The organism is Variovorax sp. GW821-FHT10C12, assembly GCF_059415405.1.
The window spans coordinates 501,533-525,867 of record NZ_JBWKNE010000001.1 but is presented as its reverse complement, the minus strand read 5'-3'; the positions used below and the strand labels follow the sequence as shown (position 1 = coordinate 525,867).

The 24,335-nt window shown below is 69.6% G+C and carries 22 protein-coding genes; 6 read left to right on the top strand and 16 right to left on the bottom strand.

The genetic code is table 11. The features are described 5' to 3' along the window. Nucleotides 1-119 precede the first annotated feature (119 nt). The gene (locus AC07OH_RS02485; protein WP_139703802.1) at nucleotides 120-710 is read left to right on the top strand and encodes a GbsR/MarR family transcriptional regulator; all 591 of its coding nucleotides are present in this window, start codon (nucleotides 120-122) and stop codon (nucleotides 708-710) included. A gap of 43 nt (nucleotides 711-753) precedes the next feature. Here AC07OH_RS02485 and cydX read toward each other — a convergent pair whose 3' ends face one another. The 12 genes from cydX to AC07OH_RS02425 form a co-directional block, all read right to left on the bottom strand. Then, entirely contained in the window at nucleotides 754-903 is a 150-nt protein-coding gene (cydX, locus tag AC07OH_RS02480; protein WP_056583381.1) for a cytochrome bd-I oxidase subunit CydX, read from the bottom strand. A gap of 18 nt (nucleotides 904-921) precedes the next feature. Further along, a complete protein-coding gene (gene cydB, locus AC07OH_RS02475; RefSeq protein WP_495299449.1) occupies nucleotides 922-2,076 on the bottom strand; it encodes a cytochrome d ubiquinol oxidase subunit II in 1,155 nt (384 codons plus the stop codon). Continuing rightward, the gene (locus AC07OH_RS02470; protein WP_095744809.1) at nucleotides 2,073-3,692 is read right to left on the bottom strand and encodes a cytochrome ubiquinol oxidase subunit I; all 1,620 of its coding nucleotides are present in this window, start codon (nucleotides 3,690-3,692) and stop codon (nucleotides 2,073-2,075) included. The genes cydB and AC07OH_RS02470 overlap by 4 nt, the downstream gene beginning before the upstream one ends. Before the next feature lie 53 nt (nucleotides 3,693-3,745). Continuing rightward, complete coding sequence (gene cydC / locus AC07OH_RS02465) at nucleotides 3,746-5,458, bottom strand: thiol reductant ABC exporter subunit CydC (RefSeq protein ID WP_495299448.1); 1,713 nt, start codon at nucleotides 5,456-5,458, stop codon at nucleotides 3,746-3,748. After that, the gene (gene cydD, locus AC07OH_RS02460) at nucleotides 5,455-7,152 is read right to left on the bottom strand and encodes a thiol reductant ABC exporter subunit CydD (protein ID WP_495299447.1); all 1,698 of its coding nucleotides are present in this window, start codon (nucleotides 7,150-7,152) and stop codon (nucleotides 5,455-5,457) included. The genes cydC and cydD overlap by 4 nt, the downstream gene beginning before the upstream one ends. A 156-nt stretch (nucleotides 7,153-7,308) precedes the next feature. Beyond that, entirely contained in the window at nucleotides 7,309-8,403 is a 1,095-nt protein-coding gene (locus tag AC07OH_RS02455) for an acyltransferase family protein (RefSeq protein ID WP_489057285.1), read from the bottom strand. Nucleotides 8,404-8,477: 74 nt separating this feature from the next. Then, entirely contained in the window at nucleotides 8,478-9,440 is a 963-nt protein-coding gene (locus AC07OH_RS02450; RefSeq protein WP_062482679.1) for an NAD(P)H-dependent flavin oxidoreductase, read from the bottom strand. Between the two features lie 80 nt (nucleotides 9,441-9,520). Beyond that, nucleotides 9,521-11,311, bottom strand: coding sequence for an acyl-CoA dehydrogenase (locus AC07OH_RS02445; protein WP_070059450.1), 1,791 nt, complete (start codon nucleotides 11,309-11,311; stop codon nucleotides 9,521-9,523). 87 nt (nucleotides 11,312-11,398) lie between these two features. Further along, nucleotides 11,399-12,331 (bottom strand): electron transfer flavoprotein subunit alpha/FixB family protein, encoded by a 933-nt coding sequence (locus AC07OH_RS02440; protein ID WP_095744806.1) that lies wholly within the window; start codon nucleotides 12,329-12,331, stop codon nucleotides 11,399-11,401. Between the two features lie 2 nt (nucleotides 12,332-12,333). Continuing rightward, on the bottom strand, nucleotides 12,334-13,083 hold the full coding sequence (locus AC07OH_RS02435) for an electron transfer flavoprotein subunit beta/FixA family protein (RefSeq protein WP_095743555.1): 750 nt from the start codon (nucleotides 13,081-13,083) through the stop codon (nucleotides 12,334-12,336). 136 nt (nucleotides 13,084-13,219) lie between these two features. Continuing rightward, on the bottom strand, nucleotides 13,220-14,509 hold the full coding sequence (locus AC07OH_RS02430) for a mechanosensitive ion channel family protein (protein ID WP_495299446.1): 1,290 nt from the start codon (nucleotides 14,507-14,509) through the stop codon (nucleotides 13,220-13,222). A 39-nt stretch (nucleotides 14,510-14,548) separates the two neighbouring features. Further along, nucleotides 14,549-15,502 (bottom strand): histone deacetylase family protein, encoded by a 954-nt coding sequence (locus tag AC07OH_RS02425; RefSeq protein ID WP_099796365.1) that lies wholly within the window; start codon nucleotides 15,500-15,502, stop codon nucleotides 14,549-14,551. 89 nt (nucleotides 15,503-15,591) lie between these two features. Between AC07OH_RS02425 and AC07OH_RS02420 the strand changes: the two genes are divergently transcribed. The 5 genes from AC07OH_RS02420 (at nucleotide 15,592) to AC07OH_RS02400 (ending at nucleotide 21,328) form a co-directional block, all read left to right on the top strand. Next, nucleotides 15,592-16,512 (top strand): AAA family ATPase, encoded by a 921-nt coding sequence (locus AC07OH_RS02420; RefSeq protein ID WP_495299445.1) that lies wholly within the window; start codon nucleotides 15,592-15,594, stop codon nucleotides 16,510-16,512. Beyond that, the gene (locus tag AC07OH_RS02415; protein WP_159277455.1) at nucleotides 16,509-17,489 is read left to right on the top strand and encodes a DUF58 domain-containing protein; all 981 of its coding nucleotides are present in this window, start codon (nucleotides 16,509-16,511) and stop codon (nucleotides 17,487-17,489) included. The genes AC07OH_RS02420 and AC07OH_RS02415 overlap by 4 nt, the downstream gene beginning before the upstream one ends. 13 nt (nucleotides 17,490-17,502) lie before the next feature. Further along, entirely contained in the window at nucleotides 17,503-19,533 is a 2,031-nt protein-coding gene (locus tag AC07OH_RS02410) for a transglutaminase TgpA family protein (RefSeq protein WP_495299444.1), read from the top strand. Between the two features lie 65 nt (nucleotides 19,534-19,598). Continuing rightward, entirely contained in the window at nucleotides 19,599-20,702 is a 1,104-nt protein-coding gene (gene mltB, locus AC07OH_RS02405; RefSeq protein ID WP_489057292.1) for a lytic murein transglycosylase B, read from the top strand. A 5-nt stretch (nucleotides 20,703-20,707) separates the two neighbouring features. After that, a complete protein-coding gene (locus tag AC07OH_RS02400) occupies nucleotides 20,708-21,328 on the top strand; it encodes an HD domain-containing protein (RefSeq protein WP_495299443.1) in 621 nt (206 codons plus the stop codon). On the opposite strand, the gene AC07OH_RS02395 is transcribed toward AC07OH_RS02400, so the two are convergent. Genes AC07OH_RS02395 through AC07OH_RS02380 form a run of 4 tightly spaced genes read right to left on the bottom strand, consistent with a single transcriptional unit; the run spans nucleotide 21,307 to nucleotide 24,333 of the window. After that, nucleotides 21,307-21,828: a hypothetical protein gene (locus AC07OH_RS02395; protein ID WP_495299442.1), complete on the bottom strand. Its 522-nt coding sequence runs from the start codon at nucleotides 21,826-21,828 to the stop codon at nucleotides 21,307-21,309. The genes AC07OH_RS02400 and AC07OH_RS02395 overlap by 22 nt on opposite strands. Beyond that, complete coding sequence (locus AC07OH_RS02390; RefSeq protein WP_495299441.1) at nucleotides 21,825-22,904, bottom strand: beta-ketoacyl synthase N-terminal-like domain-containing protein; 1,080 nt, start codon at nucleotides 22,902-22,904, stop codon at nucleotides 21,825-21,827. Before AC07OH_RS02390 ends, AC07OH_RS02395 begins: the two co-directional genes overlap by 4 nt. Next, nucleotides 22,901-23,179: an acyl carrier protein gene (locus AC07OH_RS02385; RefSeq protein ID WP_139706326.1), complete on the bottom strand. Its 279-nt coding sequence runs from the start codon at nucleotides 23,177-23,179 to the stop codon at nucleotides 22,901-22,903. Before AC07OH_RS02385 ends, AC07OH_RS02390 begins: the two co-directional genes overlap by 4 nt. Next, complete coding sequence (locus tag AC07OH_RS02380) at nucleotides 23,176-24,333, bottom strand: ABC transporter permease (protein WP_495299440.1); 1,158 nt, start codon at nucleotides 24,331-24,333, stop codon at nucleotides 23,176-23,178. Before AC07OH_RS02380 ends, AC07OH_RS02385 begins: the two co-directional genes overlap by 4 nt. Nucleotides 24,334-24,335 lie beyond the last annotated feature (2 nt).

Sequence of the window (24,335 nt, the reverse complement as noted above, 5' to 3'; positions counted from 1 at the left end):
TTTTGTAAATAAATTGTTTCCAACCCATCACCAGAACTAGTTATTCATGCGCGCCGCCATCCTTGCTGGGTTTTCGGAAACTTCCGTACGTCCAGCAATCCGGCGCGACAATCCGCCGCATGGCTTCCGCACCCGACCTCCCTCCCCTCAACCGCCAGTTCGTCGCCCACTTCGGCGAAATGGGCAGCAAGTGGGGCATCAACCGCACCGTCGGCCAGATCTACGCACTGATCTTCTTGTCGGAGCGCGCGCTCAATGCCGACGAGATCGCCGAGATGCTGGAGTTCTCGCGCTCCAACGTGAGCATGGGTTTGAAGGAGTTGCAGGCCTGGCGCCTCGTGCACCTGCGCCACCACGCGGGCGACCGCCGCGAGTACTTCGAGGCGCCGAAGGACGTGTGGGAAATCTTCCGCGTGCTGGCCGAGGAACGCCGGCGCCGCGAGATCGAGCCCACGCTCTCGATGCTGCGCAACGCGCTGCTCGAATCGCCCACCAGCGACGCCGAGCGCCACGCGCAGGCCCGCATGCGCGAGATGCACGACCTGATCGACCGGCTGATGAAATGGTTCGACGACGTGCAGCGCCTGGCGCCCGAGACTGCGATGCAGCTCATGGGCATGGGCGCGACGGTGACGAAGGTGCTGACGCTCAAGGACCGCCTCACGGGCGGTGCGTCGAAGAAGAGCAAGGGCCCCGCGGGCGAAACCTGAGTCGCGCCGCGAGGCTGAGGGACCGGACGGGGGCGCTACGCCCTCACAGCCGTTCCTGCCCCTGCGGGGCTTCCGGCATGCCGAGCTTTTCCTTGCGGATGGCCTCGTCGTCCATCAGCTCGTACCACATGGCGTTGAGCACGGCGAAGGCGGCGGCCAGCGGCAGGCCGAGGATCCAGGCGAAGTACCACATGTCTTTTTCCTTCCCGTTTCAGTAGGCGTGTCCGCTCTCGTCGCGGATGGCTTGCTCGTCGACCTTACCCCACAGCACGTGGTAGACCCAGGTGGTGTAGGCCACGATGATCGGGATGAAGATCGCGGTGACCACCAGCATGATGAACAGCGTCAGGTGGCTCGACGACGAATCCCATACCGTGAGGCTGGCGCGCGGGTCGATCGACGAGGGCAGGATGAACGGGAACATCGACGCGCCCACGCTCAGGATGATGCCAGCGATGCCCAGCGCCGCCGTGAGCAGCGCGAACCCCGGCCGGCGCAGCACCAGACCGAGCAATGCGCCCAGCGTGCCGACGAAGCCCGCCGCCGGCGCGGCGATGGTCCAGGGGTGCGTCGCGTAGTTGCCCATCCAGGCGCCGGCATGCAGCTCGACGGTCTTGAGCATCGGGTTCGACGGGCCCACCGCGTCGACCACGCTGCTGATGCGAAAGCCGCCGATGCCCATGGCCAGCCACACGCCGGCCAGCGCGTAGAACACGAGCGTGAGCACCGCCGCGACCATGCCGTAGCTGCGCGCACGCTCGGCCACCGGGCCGGAGGTCTTGAGCAGCAGCCAGGCCGCGCCGTGCATCACCAGCATCGCCACCGACACCAGCCCGCAGAGGATGGCGAAGGGGTTCAGCAGGCCGAAGAAGCTGCCGTCGTAGAAGATGTGCATGTCGGCGCCGAAGCGGAACGGCACGCCCTGCAGCACATTGCCCACGGCCACGCCGCAGATCAGCGCGGGCACGAAGCCGCTGAAGAACAGCACGCCGTCCCAGCGCGCGCGCCACTGCGGCGACTCGCGCTTGCTGCGGAACTTGAAGGCCACCGGCCGCAGGATCAGCGCCGACAAGATCACGAACATCGCCAGGTAGAAGCCCGAGAACGACACGGCGTACAGCTGCGGCCAAGCCGCGAAGACGGCGCCGCCGCCCAGGATGAGCCACACCTGGTTGCCCTCCCACACCGGGCCCACGCTGTTGATGACCACGCGCCGTTCGATGTCGTTGCGCGCGGCAAAGGGCAGCAGCATGCCGGCGCCCAGGTCGAAGCCGTCGGTCACCGCGAAGCCGACCAACAGCACGCCGATCAAAAGCCACCAGATGAAGCGCAGGGTGTCGTAGTCGAGGAGTGTGTGGAGGATCATGCGGCGCTCCCGGTCGAGGCAGAAGAGGAAGACGTGGCGGCACGCGCCGGCGGAATGTGCGAGCGGGCATCGCCCTCGGTAGGCGCATGCTCGACCTCGGGCCCCTTGCGGATGGCCTTGAGCATCAGCTTCATCTCGATGATGAGCAGCGTGGTGTAGATCGCGATGAAGCCCGCGAGCGTGATCAGCAAGGTCGTCACGCCCAGGTTCGACACGGCCACCGCGGTCGGCAGCACGCCCTCGATCACCCAGGGCTGGCGGCCGAACTCCGCCACCAGCCAGCCGGATTCGATGGCGATCCACGGCAGCGGAATCGCCCACACCGCGACCTTCAGCAGCCAGCGGTGGCGGTCGAGCGCGCGGCGCGCCGACAGCACGAAGAAGGTGCCCGTCAGCAGGATCAGCAGCATGCCGATGCCCACCATCACGCGGAACAGCCAGAACAGCGGCGCCACCTGCGGCACGGTGTCCCATGCGGCCTTGGCGATCTGCTCGTCGGTGGCCTGGCGCGGATCGTCCACGTAGCGCTTGAGCAGCAGCGCGTAGCCCATGTTGATGCCGTTGTCCTCGAAGTCGCCGCGCACGCCCTGCGTGACCTTGTCGGTGCCGCCGGCCTCGCGGATCTTCTGCAGCGCGTCGTAGGCCTTCAGGCCCTCGCGGATGCGGGCCTCGGCGCGCTTCACGAGCTCGTCGATGCCGGGCATCACGGTGTTGAGCGAGCGCGTGCCGATCAGGCCCATGACCGCGGGGATGTGGATCGCGTAGTGCGTCTCGCGCGCCTTCTGGTCGGGGAAGCCGATCACGGTGAAGGCGGCGGGCGCGGGCTGCGTCTCCCACATGCCTTCGATGGCGGCCAGCTTCATCTTCTGGTGTTCGCCCGAGAGGTAGCCGCTCTCGTCGCCGAGCACCGCCACCGACAGCGCGGCGGCCAGGCCGAAGGACGCGGCCACGGTCATCGAGCGCTTGGCCAGTTCGATGTGGCGGCCCTTGAGCAGGTACCACGCCGACACGCCGAGCACGAACACCGCGGCGCACACATAGCCGGCCGACACGGTGTGCACGAACTTGGCCTGCGCCACCGGGTTGGTCAGCACGGCGGCGAAGTCGGTCACTTCCATGCGCATGGTCGCGGGGTTGAAGGCCGCGCCCACGGGGTTCTGCATCCAGCCGTTGGCAATGAGGATCCACAGCGCCGAGAAGTTGGAGCCGATGGCCACGGCCCAGGTGGCCGTGAGGTGGCCCACCTTCGAGAGCTTGTCCCAGCCGAAGAAGAACAGGCCCACGAAGGTCGCTTCCATGAAGAAGGCCATGAGCCCTTCGATGGCCAGCGGCGCGCCGAAGATGTCGCCGACGTAGTGGCTGTAGTAGCTCCAGTTCATGCCGAACTGGAACTCCATCACGATGCCGGTGGCCACGCCCATCGCGAAGTTGATACCGAACAGCACGCCCCAGAACTTGGTCATGTCGCGCCAGATGACGCGCCCGGTCATCACGTAGACCGTCTCCATGATGGCCAGGATGATCGACAGTCCGAGCGTGAGCGGCACGAACAGGAAGTGGTACAGCGCCGTCACGGCGAACTGCAGGCGCGAGAGCGCGACGATGTCAAGGTCCATGGGGGCTTCCTTTATGTGTTCTCTGTTCGTTCGTTGCTCGGTCGGTCAACTCATCAATCGGGTCGCAGGCCGCGCAGCGCGGCCTCGAAGGCTTCCGTGCCACGGCGCAGGTCGGCGACGATGCGGCCCTGCGCCATGCACACGAGACGGTCGGCCAGCGCGGCTTCGCGGCGCAGGTGCGTGGCGATCAGCAGCGTGCGCGGGCCGGCCTGCTGCGCCAGGCGCTGCAGCACGTCGTGCGCGGTGGCGGCGTCGAGCGCCTCGGTCGGTTCGTCGAGCAGCCACAGCGGCACCGGGCGCAGCAGCAGCCGCGCGAGCGCGAGCCGGCGCGACTGCCCGCCCGAGAGGCCGAGGCCGCCTTCGCCCAGGCGCGTGTCGAGGCCGGTGGCCAGCGCGCGCACATCGGCATCGAGGCCGGCGGCATGCAGCACGGCCCACAGGCGCTCGTCGCTCGCTTGCGGATCGGCCAGGCGCAGGTTGTCGCGCAGGCTGTCCTGGAAGAGTTCGGTGCGCTGGGTCAGCAGGCAGGTCGGCTGCGCCTGCACCTGGCCGGCACGCGGCGTGAGGTCGCCGGCAATCACGGAGAGCAGCGTGGACTTGCCTGCGCCGCTGGCGCCGATCAGCGCGACGCGCTCACCCGCGCTCAAGTGCAGCGACACGCCGCTCAGCACTTCGACCAGGCTGCCGGGGTGCATGACGGTGAGCTGGTCGACCTGCACGGCCGCCGTCTGCGCGGTGCGATGGGGGCGCGCGCCCTCTTCCACCGACGGGTCCAGATGTGGAGCCAACCGGCGCACCGCCAGCCAGGTGCGTCCTGCATCGAGCGCGCCACGCCGCAGCGCCGCGAACGGTTCGGTGGCAGTGAGCGCGATCAGCAGTGCAAGCGCCGCGCCGGGGGCGCCGATGACGCCTTCACTCACCAGCGCGCCGACGGCCAACAGCACGCCGACCAGCGTCAGCGTGCCCGCGCTGCCATAGGCGAAGCCGGCCGCGGCTTCGAGCTTGTTCAGCGCGAGGTCGGCCTGCGCGAGGTGCGCGTCGGCATTCATCAGCGCGGCGCGCTGGGCGTCGAGCCGGCCGGCCATCGCGAGATCCGCCTGGCCTGCGACCAGGTCGACGGCGCGTGCGCGCAGCGCTTCCACGGCATGCGCGCGCTGTCGCGCCGGTTGCCGCGCACGCCGCGCGATGAGGAACGCCAGCCCCCACCCGACGGCGCAGAGCCAGAGCGCGATCGCCACGCCCATCCCCACATGCATGAAGCCGAGCACGATGCCCGCCAGCAGCGCCGCGCCCAGCGCCGCGGCGGCGGGCACGAACAGGCGCAGGTAGAGCGACTCGAGCGCGTCGATGTCGGACGTCAGGCGGAACAAGAGCCGCGCCGGCCGCATCAGCAGGTCGCGCGCGGCCTCGGGGCGTGCCCAGCCGCGGAACAGCCGCACGCGCAGCTCGGCAAGCACGGCGAAGGTGGCGTCGTGCGTGACCAGCCGCTCGCCGTAGCGCGACCCCGTGCGCCCGAGCGCCAGCAGCCGGATGCCGGCCGAGGGCATGAAGACATCGAAGGTGAAGGCCGTGGCCGCATGCAGGCCCGCGAGTGCGGTCGCGGTGATGAACCAGCCCGACAGGCCCAGCAGCGCCATGCCCGCGAGCACCGTGACAGCGGCCAGCAGGCAGCCCAGCAGCAAGGCGCGCGGCTGCGTCGCGAGGAAGGGACGCAGCACGAGGCGCAGGTCGCGCCAGCGCGGGGAACGGGTGGCGTGGCGGCTCATGCGGCCTTCTCCACCAGCGGCTCGGGGCCGAGGCTCACCGTGCGGTCCATGCGTGCGGCCAGCACCGGGTCGTGGGTCGAGACGATCAGCGTCCGGCCGCGGGCGAGCGCCACCAGTGCGTCGGCCACGCGCGCGGCGGTGGCGGTGTCGAGGTGGGCCGTGGGCTCGTCGGCCAGGATCAGGTCGGCATGCGGGTGCACCGCGACGCGTGCCAGCGCCAGCCGCACGGCCTCGCCGCCCGACAGGCCGCTGCCGCCCTCGCCCAGCGCGGTGCCGGGATGGGCCTGCGCCACGTCGTCGAGCGCCGCGAAACGCATCGCCTCGGCCACCTCGGGCGCGCCGATGTCGGCACGGCCCAGCGCCACGTTGGCTTCGACCGAGCCGGCGAAGACGTGGGGCTTCTGCCCCATCCACGCCGTGCGCTGGCGCAATGCGGCGGCTGTGTGTTCGGTGAGCGGCACGCCGCCGATGGCGATCTCGCCGCGCGTGGCCGGCATCAGCCCGGCCAGCAGCGAGAGCAGCGCGGTCTTGCCCGATCCACTGGGGCCGGCCAGCGCGACATGCTCGCCGGCGCCGATGCGCAATTCATATCCGTCGAAGAGCGGCGTCGACTCGCCGGGCCAGGAGAAATGGAGCCCGTGGACCGTCACGGCCGGTGCGGCGCCCGCGCCGGCGGCACCGGTCGCTGCACGCTTGACCGCGACACCCGCGCCGGGCAGCGGCAGTGCGCCGCCTTGCAGGTCATCGAGCGCCTGCAGCGCCGCTTCGCCGGCCGCGCGGTCGTGCCACACCGCCGACAGCTCGCGCAGCGGCTCGAAGAAGGCCGGCGCCAGCAACAGCACGAACAGGCCTTCGCCCAGGCTGAGCTGCTGGCCCCAGGCACCGAAGCCGAGCGAGCCCAGCAGGTGGAAACCGATGTAGACCGCGACCAGCGCCACGCCCAGCGCGGAGAACAGCTCCAGCACGGCGGACGACAGGAACGCGATGCGCAGCACCGCCATCGTGCGCTGGCGCAGCGACTGGGCGGAGGCGCCGAGCCGGTCGGCCGTGGCATCGACCGCGTCGAGCGCGCGCAGCGTGGCCAGGCCGCGCAGGCGGTCGAGCAGGAAGGCGTTCATGCCGCCCATCTCGACCATCTGCGCCTCGCTGGCCGCCTTGGCGCGCCAGCCGACGATGGCCATGAAGATCGGGATCAGCGGCGCCGCCACGAGCAGCACCAGCGCCGCGGCCCACGAGAACCAGGCCACCGCGGCGATCAGGAAGAGCGGCACCACCGTCGCGCGCCAGCGCGCGGGCTGGTAGCGCACAAGGTACGGCACCAGCGCCTCGGCCTGTTCGGCGAGCACGCTGGCCGCGAGGCCGGAGGGCGCACGTTCGCGGTCGAGCGGCGAGCCCGCCGCCAACGCCGCCGCGGTCTGCGCGCGCAAGCTTGTCAGTTGCGCCCGCGCGCGCCCGAAGGTGCGGCGCACGCCCCAGGCTTCGCAGCCCGCGCGCAGCAGGCCGAGCAAGAGGATGCCCGCCGCCGGCCACAGCACGGCCGCCATGTCCTCGCCGTTGGCCAGGCCCTGCACCGCCATCGCCAGCAGCGCCGCCTGCGGCAACCAAGCGAGCGCCGCGACGCCTTGCACCACGCTGCCGATGTCGGGCGACGTGAAAGCCTTCAACGGCGATCGTGGCGGCGATGGTTCTGTCATTCCTTGATTTTGTGTATTTTCAGTATTTACTGAAAGATTCACAATCATACACAACAGGGGCAGTTCGCGCAGACTGCCCGCTCTGAAGCCCGAAGGCAACAGATTTGCAAAGGAATGGGAAGAAAAAGGGCCGCACCGCAGCGGGTGCGGCGCGCTTCAGTACGACACGATGAGGCCGCTGACCAGCAACGCGGCAAAAAGTGTGCATACGCTGCGCAGCGAGGCCGGCCGGGCTTCGACCCCCCGGTACAGCAGCACTGCGGCGCCCACCGACAGGCCGAAGGTCGCGACCATGCCCAGCAGGTCGACCCACGGCCCGTGCGGCCCCAGGCCCGCCACCAGCGCGTTCACGGCGAGCAGCACCGGGAAATGAATCAGGAACAGCGAATACGAAATGCGCCCCAGCTGCTGCAGCGGCACGGCGGCTGCGGGCCAGTGCGCGGGCGACAGCCACTGCCGGCGTTGCGCCACCGCGATGAGCAGTGCAGTCACCAGCGCGATGGCAATGCGGCTGCGCCAATCGATCATGAGCGCGCCCGCCCCCACCAGCGCCAACAGCGCGACGGCGCCGTGCCAGGTGCTGGCACGCGTGGCGCGGCCGACCCAGAAAGCCAGCATGCCGAGCCCGTAGGCGCCGAAGAAATAGAACGCGGTGTCGTCCAGCCGCGCCTGCCGGTTGAACAGCGCGAGCGAGGCCACGGCCACGATGAACACCAGCGCCACCGGCGCCCACCGCGCGGCCGAAGCTGGTTGCCGCAGCACAGCGGGCAGCCCGACCAGCGCGAGCGCCAGCGCGAACAGCTGGAAATCGATGGCCACGTACCAGACGCCGGTCGACAGCGACTCGTAGTTCAGCAGGTCCTGCAGCAGCAGGCCGTGCGCCAGCAATTGGCCGAGGCTCGGCGCGGCCGGCACCACGTCTTCACCGAGCCATGGCCGCACCGCGTCGGCCACCAGCACGCACACCGTGAGCGCCGCAAGGTAGGGCATGACCAGCCGGGCGTAGCGCTGCAGGATGCGCGTCACGGGCCGGTCCACGCGCAGCACGCCGTCGGGCGCCAGGCTCGCGGTCGCAAGAAAACCGGCGATCACGAGGAACACCTGCACCGCGAGCCGGCCGTCGTCCGCCAGCCAGCCGAAGAAATCGGGCGCCAGCACCTGCGCGCCGGCCGGCATCGGGCCGTAGCGCGCGAGGTGATGCCCGACGATCAGCGCACAGGCCAGGCCCTTGACCACGTCCAGCAGCGGCATCCGCCCCTGCCGCGCAGGCACGGCCCCGCCGCCACCGCTCGCAGCGGAGGTCGATGCCGGTGCGTGCGAACTGTTCAAAGTGCCAATCGCTGTCGTGCTTCCTGGTATTCGCGCTTGAGCTTCTCGATGAAGGCGCCCGCGCTCGCCACTTCGGTGATCGCGCCGATGCCCTGGCCCGAGCCCCAGATGTCTTTCCAGGCCTTGGCCTTGCTGCCTTCGCCGCCGCCGAAGTTCATGGTCGTCACGTCGCCTTCGGGCAGGTTGGCCGGGTCCATGCCGGCCTTGACGATGCTGGGCGCCAGGTAGTTGCCGTGCACGCCGGTGAACAGACTCGAATAGACGATGTCGTCCGAGTTGCCGTCCACGATGGCCTGCTTGTATTCCTCGCTCGCACGCGCTTCTTCGGTCGCGATGAAGGCGGTGCCGATGTAGGCGAAGTCGGCGCCCATGGCCTGCGCCGCGAGCACCGCGCCGCCGGAGGCGATGGAGCCCGACAGCGCGATCGGGCCGTCGAACCACTGGCGGATTTCCTGCACCAGCGCGAACGGGCTCTTCACACCCGCATGGCCGCCGGCACCGGCTGCCACGGCGATGATGCCGTCGGCGCCCTTCTCGATCGCCTTCTGCGCGAACTTGTTGTTGATGATGTCGTGCAGCGTCACGCCGCCGTAGCTGTGCACAGCGTCGTTCACATCGGTGCGCGCACCCAGCGAGGTGATCACGATCGGCACCTTGTACTTCACGACCATCTCCATGTCGTGCTCCAGGCGGTCGTTGCTCTTGTGCACGATCTGGTTGATGGCGAAGGGCGCGGCCGGCTTGTCCGGGTTGGCCTTGTTGTAGGCCGCCAGCTCCTCGGTGATCTCGATCAGCCACTCTTCGAGCTGCGCTGCGGGGCGGGCGTTGAGCGCCGGCATCGAGCCGACCACGCCGGCCTTGCATTGCGCGATCACGAGCTTGGGGTTGCTGATGATGAACAGCGGCGAGCCGATGATCGGCAGCGGCAGGTTCGCGAGGACAGAAGGCAGCTTGGACATGTCGTCTCCGGGAAGGGGTTCGGTTTTATAAGAGCAAGGGGCCGCTGCCGCCCGTCAGATGGGCGACAGCGGCGGGTGCGTCAGAACGCTTCGAGCGCCAGCGCCGTGACGCTCTCGGCGCCTTCGACGATGCTGTCGCGGATGCCCGGCACCTTGTTCAGGATGTGCTCGGCGTAGAAGCGCGCGGTGGCTATCTTGGCCTGCATGAAGGCGACGTCGACGTTGTGCGAGGCCTGGTCCTGCGCCACGATCAGCGAGCGCGCGAGCTGCCAGCCGGCCACGAGGTTGCCCGCCAGCATCAGGTACGGCACGCTGCCCGAGAACACGGCGTTCGGCGAAGCCTTGGTCTGGCCGGCGACGAAGTCGACCACGTCGATGAACGCGAGGCGCGCGGCGGTCAGGCGCTTGAGGACGGCGGCGGCCGCGGCGCTGTCGCTCTTGGCGAGTTCGGCCTCGGTCTTCTCGATCTGCGCGGCAATCGCCTTGGCCGTCTGGCCGCCGTCGCGTGCGGTCTTGCGGCCCACGAGGTCGTTGGCCTGGATCGCGGTGGTGCCTTCGTAGATCGTGAGGATCTTCGCGTCGCGGTAGTACTGCGCCGCACCGGTCTCCTCGATGAAGCCCATGCCGCCGTGCACCTGCACGCCCAGCGAGGTCACTTCGAGGCTCATCTCGGTGCTGTAGCCCTTTACGAGCGGCACCATGAATTCGTAGAAGGCCTGGTTCTGCTTGCGCGCGTCGGCATCGGGATGGTGGTGCGCGGCGTCGTAGGCGGCGGCGGCCACCGAGGCCATCGCGCGGCAGCCTTCGGTGTAGGCGCGCATCGTCATCAGCATGCGCTTCACGTCGGGGTGGTGAATGATAGGCGCGCTCGCGTTGATCGAGCCATCGACCGGGCGGCTCTGCACGCGGTCCTTGGCGTAGGCCACGGCGTGCTGGTAGGCGCGCTCGGCGATCGCGATGCCCTGCATGCCCACGGCGTAGCGGGCCGAGTTCATCATGATGAACATGTACTCGAGGCCGCGGTTTTCCTGGCCCACGAGGTAGCCGACGGCGCCGCCGTGGTCACCGTACTGCAGCACGGCGGTGGGCGAAGCCTTGATGCCCATCTTGTGCTCGATGCTCACGCAGTGCACGTCGTTGCGCGCACCGAGCGAACCGTCGGCGTTGACCATGAACTTCGGCACCACGAACAGGCTGATGCCCTTCACGCCTTCGGGCGCGCCGCTCACGCGGGCCAGCACGAGGTGCACGATGTTCTCGGCCATGTCGTGCTCACCGTAGGTGATGAAGATCTTGGTGCCGAACACCTTGTAGGTGCCGTCGGGCTGCGGCTCGGCGCGGCTGCGCACCATGGCCAGGTCGCTGCCGGCCTGCGGCTCGGTGAGGTTCATCGTGCCGGTCCACTGGCCGCTCACGAGCTTCTCGAGGTACACGGCCTTGAGCTCGTCGGAGCCGGCGGTGAGCAGCGCCTCGATGGCGCCGTCGCTCAAGAGCGGGCACAGCGCGAAGCTCATGTTGGCCGAGTTGAGCATTTCGCCGCAGGCCGCGCCGATGGTCTTGGGCAGGCCCTGGCCGCCGAAGTCCGCCGGATGCTGCAGGCCCTGCCAGCCGCCCGACACGTACTGCGCGAAGGCGTCCTTGAAGCCCTTGCTGGTGGTGACTTCGCCGTCCTTGAACGACGAAGGATTGCGGTCGCCTTCGACGTTCAGCGGCGCGACCACGTCCTGGTTGAAGCGTGCGCACTCTTCGAGCACGGCCTGTGCGGTTTCGAGGCCGGCATCTTCGAAGCCGGGCAGCTTGGCGATCTCGCCGATGTTGGCCAGGTGTTCGATGTCGAACAGCATGTCCTTGAGGGGGGCGGTGTAGCTCATGTCTTCTCTCCAGGGGCCGCGGTGGGGGGCGGCAGATGTAAAAAAGGCATCGCGAACGATGCCTTCTGGCTCAATGCGTTGAAGCGATCAGAGCGCCTTCACGAGTTCCGGCACGGCCGTGAACAGGTCGGCCACGAGGCCGTAGTCGGCCACCGAGAAGATCGGGGCTTCCTCGTCCTTGTTGATCGCGACGATGACCTTCGAGTCCTTCATGCCGGCCAGATGCTGGATCGCACCCGAGATGCCCGCGGCGATGTACAGCTGCGGCGCGACGATCTTGCCCGTCTGACCCACTTGCCAGTCGTTCGGGGCGTAGCCCGCGTCCACTGCGGCGCGGCTGGCGCCCAGGCCGGCGTTGAGCTTGTCGGCCAGCGGCGTCATCACTTCGTTGAACTTCTCGGCGCTGCCGAGAGCGCGGCCACCCGAGACGATGATCTTGGCGGCCGTCAGTTCGGGGCGGTCGCTCTTGGTGACTTCACGGCCCACGAAGGCGCTCTTGCCGCTGTCGGCCACGCCTTCAGCGGTTTCAACGGTGGCGCTGCCACCGGTGGCGGCTGCGGCGTCGAAGCCGGTCGTGCGCACGGTGATCACCTTGGTGGCGTCGGTGCTCTGCACGGTGGCGATGGCGTTGCCGGCGTAGATCGGGCGCTCGAACGTATCCGGGCTATCGACCTTGGTGATGTCGGAGATCTGCGCCACATCGAGCTTGGCAGCCACGCGCGGTGCGACGTTCTTGCCGTTGGCGGTCGAGGGGAACAGGATGTGGCTGTAGTTGCCGGCGATGGCCAGCACTTGTGCGGCGACGTTCTCGGCGAGGTTTTCGGCCAGGCTGGCGCTGTCGGCAGCGATCACCTTGGACACGCCGGCGATCTGCGCGGCGGCCTTGGCGGCTTCTGCGGCGTTGGCACCGGCCACGAGGATGTGGACGTCGCCACCGCAGGCCAGGGCTGCAGTCACGGTGTTGAGGGTGGCCGGCTTGATGCTGGCGTGGTCGTGTTCGGCAATAACAAGTGCGGTCATGTTCAGATCACCTTCGCTTCGTTCTTCAGTTTGTCCACCAGCGTTGCAACGTCAGGCACCTTGATGCCGGCGCCGCGCTTGGGCGGCTCGCTGACCTTCAGGGTCTTCAGGCGGGGCTTGACGTCCACGCCCAGGTCTTCCGGCTTGAAGGTGTCCAGCTGCTTCTTCTTGGCCTTCATGATGTTGGGCAAGGTGACGTAGCGCGGCTCGTTCAGGCGCAGGTCGGTCGTGATGACTGCGGGCAGCGTGAGCGTCAGCGTTTCCATGCCGCCGTCGACTTCGCGTGCGACGGTGACCTTGTCGGCTGCGAGGTCGACCTTCGAGGCGAAGGTGGCTTGGGGCAGGTCGGCCAAGGCAGCCAGCATCTGGCCGGTCTGGTTGGCGTCGTCATCGATGGCTTGCTTGCCCAGGATGATCAGCTGGGGCTGTTCCTTGTCGACCAGTGCCTTGAGCAGCTTGGCCACGGCCAGGGGTTGCAGCTCTTCGCTCGTCTCGACCAGGATGCCGCGATCGGCGCCGATGGCCATCGCGGTGCGCAGGGTTTCCTGGCACTTCGCGTCACCGCAGGAGACGGCGATGACTTCGGTCACGATGCCCTTTTCCTTCAGCCGCACCGCTTCTTCGACAGCGATCTCGTCGAAGGGGTTCATGCTCATCTTGACGTTGGCAATGTCCACCCCGGTGCCGTCGCTCTTGACGCGCACCTTCACGTTGTAATCGACGACCCGTTTGACAGGCACAAGAACCTTCATTGACTTGACTCCATTGGATTGCAAAAAGGGGGGCTTCGAGAGCAGCCGGCCATTTTAGGACGCCGGCCTTGGCTGCCTCTCCATTCTTCTTGTCGGCCTCGAGGGCTCAAAAAAGAACGATCGTGCTTTTCCGTGATTATAAAACAGCGGGAGGCGCTGCGGCCACTCCCGCCGGCAAAGATTCCACTCGCAGCACCCGCTGCGGATAGGGAATGTCAATGCGGGCGGCCCGCAGTCCTTCGAGGATGGCGATGTTGATGGCCGAGCGCACGTTGTCCTTGCCCTTGTCAGGGTCAGCGACCCAGAAGTTCAGGCTGAATTCCAGGCCGTCGGGCGCGAAGGTGACCAGGTAGGCGATGGGCGCCGGGTCGGTCATGACGCGCGGCTGGGCCTTGGCGGCGTCGCACAGGATGCCCTGCACCTGCGCCACGTCGCTCTCGTAGCCGACCACGATGTTGGTCGTGATGTTGAACTTGCGGTCGGCCAGCGACAGGTTTTCGACCCGGCCGGTGATAAGCGATTCGTTCGGCACGATGGCCTCGCGCCCGTTGCCGGCGCGGATGAGCGTGTAGCGCGTCTTGATGTCGGTGATGCGGCCTTCGAAGGTGTCGACCTTCACGTTGTCGCCGATGCGAATCGAGCGCTCCAGCAGGATCACGAAACCGCTCACGTAGTTGGCCGCCAGCTTCTGCAGGCCGAAGCCCAGGCCCACGCCGAGCGCGCCGCCCAGCACCGACAGCGCCGTGAGGTCGACCCCCACCGCCGACAGCGCGAACAAGAGGCCGATCAGCAGCAGGAAGGCGCGCACCGCGTTCGACGCCACCTTGCGCATCGACAGGTCGCTCACGGCCTCGCGCAGGATGCGTTTTTCGATGGTGCTGGAGATCCACAGCGCGATCATCAGCACCAGCCCCGCCGACAGCGCGCCCTGGATGATGGTCTGCAGGCTCACGCGGGTCTTGCCGAAGGCCAGCGTGATGTCGTCCAGCTCGGCCAGCACCGGCGGCAACAGCCCGACGATCCACAGCACGGCGGCGATCCAGGCCAGCCACGAGATGGTGCGCTCGATCAGCCGCACCAGGCTGGAGGTGGGGAACACGGCCCGCAGCACCCGCGCGAACAGCCGGATGACCGCCAGCGACAGGAACACCGGCACGGCGATGCGCAGCACCAGCACCACGGGCAGCATATCGAGCGCCACGCGGCGCGCGATGCCGGTGAGCACCAGCGCGAGCAGCGGGAACAGCAGGCCGTCGAAGGTGCGCTCGCCGAACCAGATCGAATCCTTGGGCTGGTCGCGCCCGAACCATTTGCACACCGCCCATGCCACGCCCACGCAGGCCACGAGCACGGTGAGTTCGATGCCCAGGCCGTGCGCGTCGACCTGTCGCAGGCGCTGGAGGAAGTCGTCGAAATTGAAATTCATCGGTGAAAGAAACAGGACGCCCCGCGGGCGCCAACCGGGTTACAGGTCCGCCAGCACGCGGATGTGCGCTTCCACGCTGCGCGCCAGGGCATCGAGGTGATAGCCGCCCTCGAGCAGCGAGACGATGCGCCCGCGCGCATGGCGCTTGGCGACATCGCGCACGCGGCCGGTGATCCAGGCGAAGTCGTTTTCGTTGAGGCCGAGCTGGCCCAGCTCGTCCTCGCGGTGGGCGTCGAAGCCGGCGCTGATGAACACCATCTGCGGCTTGAAGGCGTCGAGCCGCGGCATCCAGATCGCCTCGACCAGCTCGCGCACGTCCATGCCCTTGGTGTAGGCCGGGATCGGCAGGTTCAGCATGTTCGACGCCGGGTGCTCGGTGCCGCTGTACGGATAGAACGGGTGCTGGAAGAACCCGACCATCAGCACGCGCGGGTCGTTCGACAAAATGTTCTCGGTGCCGTTGCCGTGGTGCACGTCGAAATCGACGATGGCCACGCGGTCCAGGCCATGCACCTCGAGCGCGTGCCGTGCGGCAATGGCCACGTTGTTGAAGAAGCAGAAGCCCATGGCCTGCTCGCGGCAGGCATGGTGGCCCGGTGGGCGCACCGGGCAGAAGGCGTTCTCGATCTCGCCGGCCATCACGGCATCGGTGGCCGCCACGGCAGCGCCCGCGGCGCGGCGTGCGGCCAGCAGGGTGAAGCGGGTGAGTACGGTGTCGGGGTCGACCTGCGCGTGGTCGGGGCCGCCGGCAGGCGCGTCAGCCACGAGGCGCTGCTGCAGTTCCTCGAGGTGTTCGACATGCGCGTGGCTGTGGGCCCGGGTGATCTGTTCCAGCGTGGCCAGGGGCACCTCGCCCCGTGCCAGTGCGTCGCCGACGCCGGTCAGCAGCAGCCGGTCTTCGATGGCATCCAGCCGCTCGGGGCATTCGGGATGCCCGTTGCCCATGTCGTGCTTCCAGAAGTCGCGATGCGTGAAGTAGCCTGTCTTGCCCATCTCTCGCCGTGTCTTGTGTCGTCGCGTCTAGACCTCACACGGCATGGGGCCGCAAGGTCTTACGGTATCGTTTGCATATGGATACAAATATGGACGTAGCCGCGAAGCTAGCCTCTTTGCTGAGTCAGCTTAACACGGTGATTGTTGGCAAAGAGGCCCAGGTGCGCGACTGCGTGGCCTGCTTGCTGGCCGGCGGGCACCTGCTGATCGAGGACGTGCCGGGGGTCGGCAAGACGACCCTGGCCCATGCGCTGTCGCACACCTTCGGCCTGCAGTTCTCGCGCGTGCAGTTCACGGCCGACCTGATGCCGGGCGACCTGTCGGGCGTGGCGATCTACGACCGGGGCCAGCAGGCCTTCGTGTTCCACCCCGGGCCGATCTTTGCGCAGGTGCTGCTGGCCGACGAAATCAACCGGGCCAGCCCCAAGACCCAGAGCGCGCTGCTCGAGGCGATGGAAGAAAAGCAGGTCACGGTCGAGGGCGAGACCCGCCCCCTGCCCTCGCCCTTCTTCGTGATCGCCACGCAGAACCCGCAGGACCAGCTCGGCACCTTCGCGCTGCCCGAGTCGCAGCTCGACCGCTTCCTGATGCGCATCTCGCTGGGCTACCCCGACCGCGCGGCCGAGCGCCAGCTGCTGGCGGGTGCCGACCGCCGCGAGATGCTCGCCGGCCTGCCTGCCCTGCTGACCGCCGGCGAACTCACCGCCCTGCAGCAGCGCGTGCAGCAGGTGCACGCGGCCGAGCCGCTGCTGAACTACCTGCAGGACCTGATCGCCGCGACCCGCTCGGGCCGCTGGTTCCTGCAGGGCCTGTCGCCGCGCGCGGGCATCGCCGTGCTGCGCGCCGCCAAGGCGCAGGCGCTGCTGGCCAACCGGAACTACGTCGCGCCCGACGACATCCAGGCCGTGCTGCCGCAGACCATCGCGCACCGCCTCACGCCCGTGGGCGATGCCGGCCGTGGCGCCGTCGAACAAGTACGGGCGATGATCGCCGCGGTGCCGCTGCCGTGAACCCTGTCGGCGTCCTGCGCTCGCGCATCGACGGCTGGTTTCTCTCGCGCCGGGCCCCGTCGGACACGCTCGAACTCACCCAGCGCAACGTCTACATCGTGCCCACGCGCGCGGGCTGGACGCTGGCGGCCACGCTGCTGGTGCTGCTGGTGGCGTCGATCAACTACCAGCTCAACCTGGGCTACCTGCTGACCTTCCTGCTGGCCGGCAGCGTCGCCGTGGGCATGCACGTGTGCCACGCCACGCTGCGCGGGCTGGCGCTGCGCATGGTGCCGCCCGAGGCGCAGTTCGCGGGCGCCGCGGCGGTGCTGCGCGTGGTGCTGCACAACGAACGGCGCAGCGTGCGCTACGGCATCGGCATGGCGGTGCGCGGCAGCGGCCAGTGGGCCTGGACCGACGTGCCGGCCGAAGGCACGGCCACGGTGGAGATCGCCTTCCAGCCCGAGCGGCGCGGCCTGCACCCAGTGCCGCCGCTGACCGCCGAGACGCGCTTTCCGCTCGGCACCTTCCGCGTCTGGACGGTCTGGCGCCCGGCCGCGCAGCTGCTCGTGTACCCGACGCCCGAAGCCCATCCGCCGCCGCTGCCGCCGGGCGAACCCCTGTCCGGCCCAGCCGCCGCGTCGGCCGCGATGCGGGCGCAGAACGCCGGCGAGTACGACGGCGTGCGCGCCTACCGCCGCGGCGATCCGCTCAAGCTCGTGGTCTGGAAGAAGGCAGCGCGCGCGCAGGCCAACGGCTCCGAAGACCTGGTGAGCCGCGACACGCAGCACACGCAACGCGAAGAACTCTGGCTCGACGCGCACGCCGCCGCGCTGCCCGACATCGAGGCCCGGCTGTCGCGCCTGTGCGCCTGGGTGCTCATGGCCGACCGGCTGGGCGTGGACTACGGCGTGCGCGTCGCCGGCCGCACGGTGAAACCCTCGCAGGGCGAGGCGCACCGCCGCGCCTGCCTCGAGGCACTGGCGCTGTGCGCATGAACGGGGTCGCGGCATGAACCGGGTCGTACGCGAACTCACCGCGCTGCCGAGGGACGCACGGGACACGCTGTTCCTGCTCTGCGTCATCGGCCTCATCCTGCTGCCGCAGGTGGACGAGCTGCCCTGGTGGTGCTCGGCCATCACCGCCCTGGTGCTGCTGTGGCGCGCCTCGCTGGCGCTGCAGGCGCGCCCGCTGCCCAGCAAGTGGTGGCGCCTCGCGCTGCTGGCACTGGCGCTGGCCGGCACCTACGCGACCCACCGCACGCTGCTGGGCCGCGACGCGGGCGTCACGCTGGTCGTGTGCCTGCTGGCGCTCAAGACGCTGGAGCTGCGCGCGCGGCGCGACGCCTTCGTGGTCTTCTTCCTGGGCTTCTTCGCGATGCTCACGAACTTCTTCTATTCGCAGTCGCTGCTCACCGCCTTCACCATGCTGCTGGCGCTGCTGGGCCTGCTGACGGCGCTGGTCAACGCCCACATGCCCGTGGGCCGGCCGCCGCTGATGCAGGCCGCGCGCATGGCCGGCTGGATGGCGCTGGCGGGCGCGCCGGTGATGCTCGCGCTGTTCCTGCTGTTCCCGCGCTTCGCGCCGCTGTGGGGCACGCCCGGCGACGCCATGGCCGGGCGCAGCGGCCTGTCGAACACGATGCGGGTCGGCACCATCGCCGAACTGGCGCTCGACGGGAGCATCGCCGCGCGCATCAAGTTCGACGACAACCGCGCACCGCCCCAAAGCCAGCTGTATTTCCGTGGCCCGGTGCTGACGCAGTTCGACGGCCGCGAATGGACGGCATTGCCGACCTGGGCGCGCAGCGGGCAGTCGGTGCCGAACCTGCGCACGCGCGGCGAGCCGGTGCGCTACGAGGTCACGCTCGAGGCCAGCCAGCGCCCGTGGCTGCTCACGCTCGACGCCGCGCCGCGCGCCCCCGAGGTGCCCGGCTACGAGGTCACCGGCACGCCCGACCTGCAGTGGTTCGTGAACCGCCCGATCACCGACCTCGTGCGCTACCGCGCCGAGAGCCATCCGCAGTTCCAGAGCGGCCCATTGACACGCACCGGCGGCCGGCTCCAGCCCTACCTGGCGCTGCCGGCCGGCAGCAACCCGCGCACCGCCGCGCTCGCCGCCCAGATGCGCGCCGACCCCGCGCTGGCCGGCGCCGATGCCAACGCCTTCGTGCAGGCCGCCTTGCAACGCCTGCGCACCGGCGGCTACACCTACACGCTGCAGCCCGGCGTGTACGGCAACGAGACCGCCGACGAGTTCTGGTTCGATCGCAAGGAAGGCTTCTGCGAACACATCGCCTCGGCCTTCGTGGTGCTGATGCGCCACCTGCAGATTCCGGCGCGCATCGTCACCGGCTACCAGGGCGGCGAGCTCAACAACGTCGACAACTACTGGGTGGTGCGCCAGAGCGACGCCCACGCCTGGGCCGAGGTGTGGCAAGAGGGCGCGGGCTGGGTGCGCGTCGACCCGACCGGCTCGGTCGCGCCGGGGCGCATCGGGCAGTTCCAGCGCCTCACGCCGCAGCCCGGCCTGCTGGCCGGCGCCATCGGCGTCATGAGCCCGACACTGGTGCAGAACCTGCGCGCCGCCTGGGAGGCCGTGAACAACGGCTGGAACCAGTGGGTGCTCAACTACACGCAGAGCCGCCAGCTCGACCTGCTCAAGACCCTGGGCTTCAACGCCCCGAGCCTGGAAGACCTGGGCTACGTGCTGCTGTACCTGCTGGTGGCCGCGAGCCTGGCCGGCGCCGGCTGGACGCTGTGGGAGCGCAGCCGGCACGACCCGTGGCTGCGCCTGCTGGGCCGGGCCCGCGCGCGCCTGGCCAAGGCCGGCCTGCCGCTGCCCGAGACGGCGCCGCCGCGCCAGATGGCCCAGGCCGCCGACGCCCGCTTCGGGCCCGCTGCGCAGGCCGTGCACGACTGGCTGCTGAAGCTCGAAGCCCAGCGCTACGCACCCGCCGCGTCCGGCCCGTCGGCCTCGCTCGCCGCGCTGCGCGCCGAGTTCCGCCGGCTGCCCTGGCCGCCCACGCCGCCGCGCGCCTGAAGCGCGGCTGCAACCACATGTGTCCCCCGAAAGTGCGCATGCGCACGGGCGGCACAATCGTGCCCATGTCACACGCCTTCCCCACGCCCTTGCGCGCCGCAGTGGCCGCCACCGCCCTCCTCGCCGCCTGCGTCGCCTGGCCCACGGGCGCCCTGGCCCAGAAGCCCCAGGCCAACGCCCGCCCCGCCGTCACGCCGGTGCGCGGCAGCACCCCGTACGCCACGCGCGACGACGCCATGGCGTTCGCCGACGACGTCGCCCAGCGCCGCAACCTCGATCGCGACTGGGTGCGAGCCACCATCGGCGCCGCGCGCTTCCTGCCCAATGTGCCGCGCCTGATGCTGCCGGGCCCGGTCGGCACGGTGAAGAACTGGCAGACCTACCGCAGCCGCTTCATCGACCCGGTGCGCATCGCGGCCGGCGTGCGCTTCTGGCGCGCCAACGCCGAGACGCTCGCGCGCGCCGAGGCCACCTACGGCGTGCCGCCGGAAATCATCGTCGGCATCGTCGGCGTCGAGACCATCTACGGCCGCAACATGGGCAACTTCCGCGTGATCGATGCGCTGGCCACGCTGTCCTTCGACTTCCCGCAGGGCCACCCGCGCGCGGCCGAGCGCATCGCCTTCTTCCGCGGCGAGCTCGAGAGCTTCCTGAGCACCGAAAGCCGCACCGCCGACGACCCGCTCACGCCCGTGGGCAGCTACGCCGGCGCCATGGGCATGCCGCAGTTCATGCCCAGCAGCATCGCCAAGTACGCGGTCGACTTCGACGGCGACGGTCGCATCGACCTCGTGAACAACCCGGTCGACGTGATCGGCTCGGTGGCGAGCTACTTCAAGGCCTTCGGCTGGACACCCGGCATGCCGTCGATCTACCCCGTGCATTTCGACGAGGCCCGCCTCAAGAAGGCGCTGCTGCTGGCGCCCGACATCCTGCCGACCTTCAGCGCCGACAGCTTCGTGGCCGCGGGCGCCGTGCCCGAGGGCGAAGGCTTGAAGCACAAGGGCCTGCTGGCGCTCATCGAGCTGCAGAACGGCCTCGACGCACCGCCGACCTACGTCGCCGGCACGCGCAACTTCTACGTGATCACGCGCTACAACTGGAGCAGCTACTACGCGATGTCGGTGCTCGACCTCGGCCAGGAGGTCAAGGCGGCGATGGAGCAATAACCGCGATGACACCGCAGGCGCTGCACGCGAACTGGAACGCCGCCTGGCAGGCGCTGGGCGTGGCCGCGCCCGACGACGCGCTGCGGCTCGAACTGCAACGCCGCTACGGCGAGCCGCAGCGCCACTACCACACGATGCAGCACCTGGGCGAATGCCTCGCGTGGTTCGACCGGGAACAGGCGCTGGCCGAACGCCCCGGCGAAGTCGCGCTGGCGCTGTGGTTCCACGACACGATCTACGACGTGCATGCGCACGACAACGAGGCCCGCAGCGCCGACTGGGCGCGGCAGGCACTGCAGGCGGCCGGTGCGAGCGATGCGTCGGCCGACCGCGTCCACGCGCTCGTCATGGCCACGCGCCACGACGCCGTGCCCGAGGGCCGCGACGCCGAACTGCTGATCGACATCGACCTGTCGATCCTCGGCGCCGAGCGCGCGCGCTTCGACGAGTACGAGCGCCAGGTGCACGCGGAATACGGTTTCGTTCCCGAGGAGATTCGCCTGCCGCGCCGGCGCGCGATCCTCCAGCGCTTTCTCGACCGTCCGGCGATCTATGCCACGCCGCGCCTGCACGCCCTGCTCGAAGCGCGAGCGCGCGAGAACCTTCAGCGTTCGATCGCCGCCTGATCGGCCGGCACCAGCCGCCACCATTCCGAGCGCGGCGGCACGTCGCCAAACGTCTCCTCCACCACGCCGAACAGCAACCCGTCGCGCCCCGCACCGAGTTGCGACAGCACCAACGGCCGCGCGAGATCGCGGCACAGCATGAAGCTCGCATCGCCCTGCCAGTCGAGGCTGCGGCCGACCTCGGCCAGCATCAGCGCGGGCTGGCCCTGCATGAAGGTGAAGGGCATCGGCAAGCCCGCGTCGAGCTGCGCCAGCCCTGCGCGCGTGGCCTCCCACGCGCCGCGCCGGCTGGTCACGCGCAGGCGCGCGCCCGCCGGCAGCGCCGCTTCGCCGGCCGCGTCGAGGCAACGCAGCGCGCCATACATCGCCAGCTCGGTCCACAGGCCGACGCGGCGCGGCCGGCGGCCCAGGCGGGTCGCCAGCGCGTCGCGCCAGTCGTCGGGCGGCGGATGCGCCACGACATGCGCGACGGTGCGCCAGGGAGTTGCAGCGTGGCTCATGCGGCGTTGCAATCCTTGAGCACCAGCGACGCATGCCCGCCGCCGAAGCCCACCACGTTGAGCAGGATGTGGCGCAGCCGCGCCGGCGGCCCGTCGCTCAGCGCGATGCCCAGCGTCTCGTCCAGTGCGTAGCCGACCGACGGCCAGGCGCCGCCCTCGATGCAGCCGACCAGCAGGGCCAGCTCCGCTGCCCCGGCCGCGCCCAGCGTGTGGCCGATCGCCGACTTGAGCGACACCAGCGGCGGCAGCGGCGCGAACACCTCCCGCAGCGCCTCGACCTCGATCGCGTCGTTGACCGGGCTGCCGGCCGCCTGCACCTTGATGAGGTCGATGTCCGCGGACTGCAGGCCGCTGCGTGCCAGCGTGTCGCGGCACATCGCGCGCACTGCGCTCGCCTCGGTGCCCGAGGGGTTGCGGCCGTCGACCACATTGGCGCCGCCCAGCAGCGCCCAGCGCGCGGGTTGCGACCCGAGACGCAGCGCCGCCACCGCTTCGCCGAGCACCAGCCCCTGGCGCCCCGCGCCGAAAGGCCGTGCGCTGTCGGGCGCCAGCAGCTGCATCGCGCCGAAGCCGGCCACGGTGAAGCGGTTGTCGAGCTCGGCGCCGATCACCAGCGCCTCGCGCGCCTTGCCCGCGCGCACCATGTCGGCCGCCGCCAGCATCGCGTTGAGCGCGGAGGTGCAGGCGGTCGAGACGGTGAAGACCGGGCCCTGCCAGTCGAGCGCGGTCGCGGCGATGTCGGCGAAATCCTGCAGGTCGCCGCTGAGCCGCGCCTCGTGTTGCGCATGCTCCATGGCCCCGATGTCGAGCGACGACGAGGCCACGAACATCGGCCCCTGCCGGTCCAGCCCGTCGCCGGTCTGCGCGACCACGCGGCGCACCGTGTGCTGCACGCGCTGCGCCCAGTCACCGGGCGGCACCGCCAGCGTGTAGACCGGCCACTGCAGGCCGTCAGCCACGGTCACCGGCGTGGGCGGCACACCACCGCGCCGCAATGCCGCGAGCGCCGACGGCACATCGTCGCCGAGCACGCAGGCCAGGCCCATGCCGGCCAGGTACACCGGCATCAGGCTCATGCCTTGCCCGCTTGCACCAGGTGTTCCGCCAGGTGCGCGATCGACGTCATCGCGCGGCGCGTGTCCTTGCTGTCGGGCATGCGCAGGCCGAAGTGCTGCTGGATCGCCATCGACACCTGCAGCGCATCGAGCGAGTCGAGGTCCAGCCGCGCTTCGGGGCCGAACAGCGGCTCGTCGTCGCCAAGGCCGCCGGGCGGCGCGTCTTTTTCGACAGCCTCGAGCACGAGGGCCTTGAGGCGGGCGATGAATTCAGGAGAAGAAACGGTGCTCGTCACGGTGCGCGCCTGCGAAACAGAAAGACAGCCACGAAGAACATGAGAGCCGCGAACGCCACCAGCCGGCCGACCTGCGGCAGCACCTCGGCCACGCCGCCGCCGCGCAGCAGCACGGTGAGCAACGCTTCGAGCCCCCAGTTCATGGGAGAGATTTCGACCATGCGCTGCATGAAGCCCGGCATGACGAACTTGGGCACCATGATGCCGCCCGCCGCCGCCATCAGCACATTCACCATCGGCCCGAGCGTGGCGGCCTGCGCATGGCTCTTCACGAGGCAGGCCACCGCCAGCGACAGGCTCACCGCCGCCAGGCTCACGGCCACGAGCGACAGCAGCAGGCCGCCCCAGTGGATGCCCGCGAGCGACAGCGCATCGCCACCGATCAGCGGCATGAACCAGATGCCCGCCGCCAGCATCAGCAGCGCCTGCAGCGCGTTCACGCCGAGGTAGGGCAAGGCCTTGGAGGCCAGCAGCATCGAACGCGACACGCCCAGGCTCTGCAGCCGGCCAAGCGCTCCCGAGCCGCGCTCCTGCACGAACAGGCTGGACAGCGAGGCCACCACGAAGAACATGCCGAACACCAGCCAGGCCGGCACGTTCTGCTGCACCGACGTGGGCCGCGGGCCGGCGGTGGCAAAGCGCTCGGCCTGCACCATCGCCTGGATGGACGCCTCGGGCGCGGGGCTGGCCGTGCCGGGCACCGCCAGCGCGAGCCGCGCCTTGAGTTCACCCGAGGCGCCGATGAGTTCGGCGCGCAGCGCGTTGAACAGGTTGGCGTCGATGCCGGGCTCGGCCAACAGGCGGATGTGAGCGCGCGTGGAGAGCGCGGCCGATTCCAGTTCGTCCGACAGGCCCGGCTCCAGCACGATCACGTACTTGAGCGTGCCGCTGCGCAGCCGCGCCTGCCAGTCGCTGCCCAGCGGCTGCGGTGCGCCGTGGCTGCGCTGCCAGATCTGCAGCAGCCATTTGGCGGGCGTGCCGCTGTCGCGCGCATCGACCGCGTAGCTCAGCTCGGCCAGCGGCGGGCGGTAGATGTCCTTCAGCGTGAGCGACATCAGCACGATGAAGACCATCGGCATGACGAACAGCACGGCCAGCCCGTGCATGTCGCGCACGAGGGCCAGCAGTTCTTTCTTGATGAGCGCTAGGAGCATGG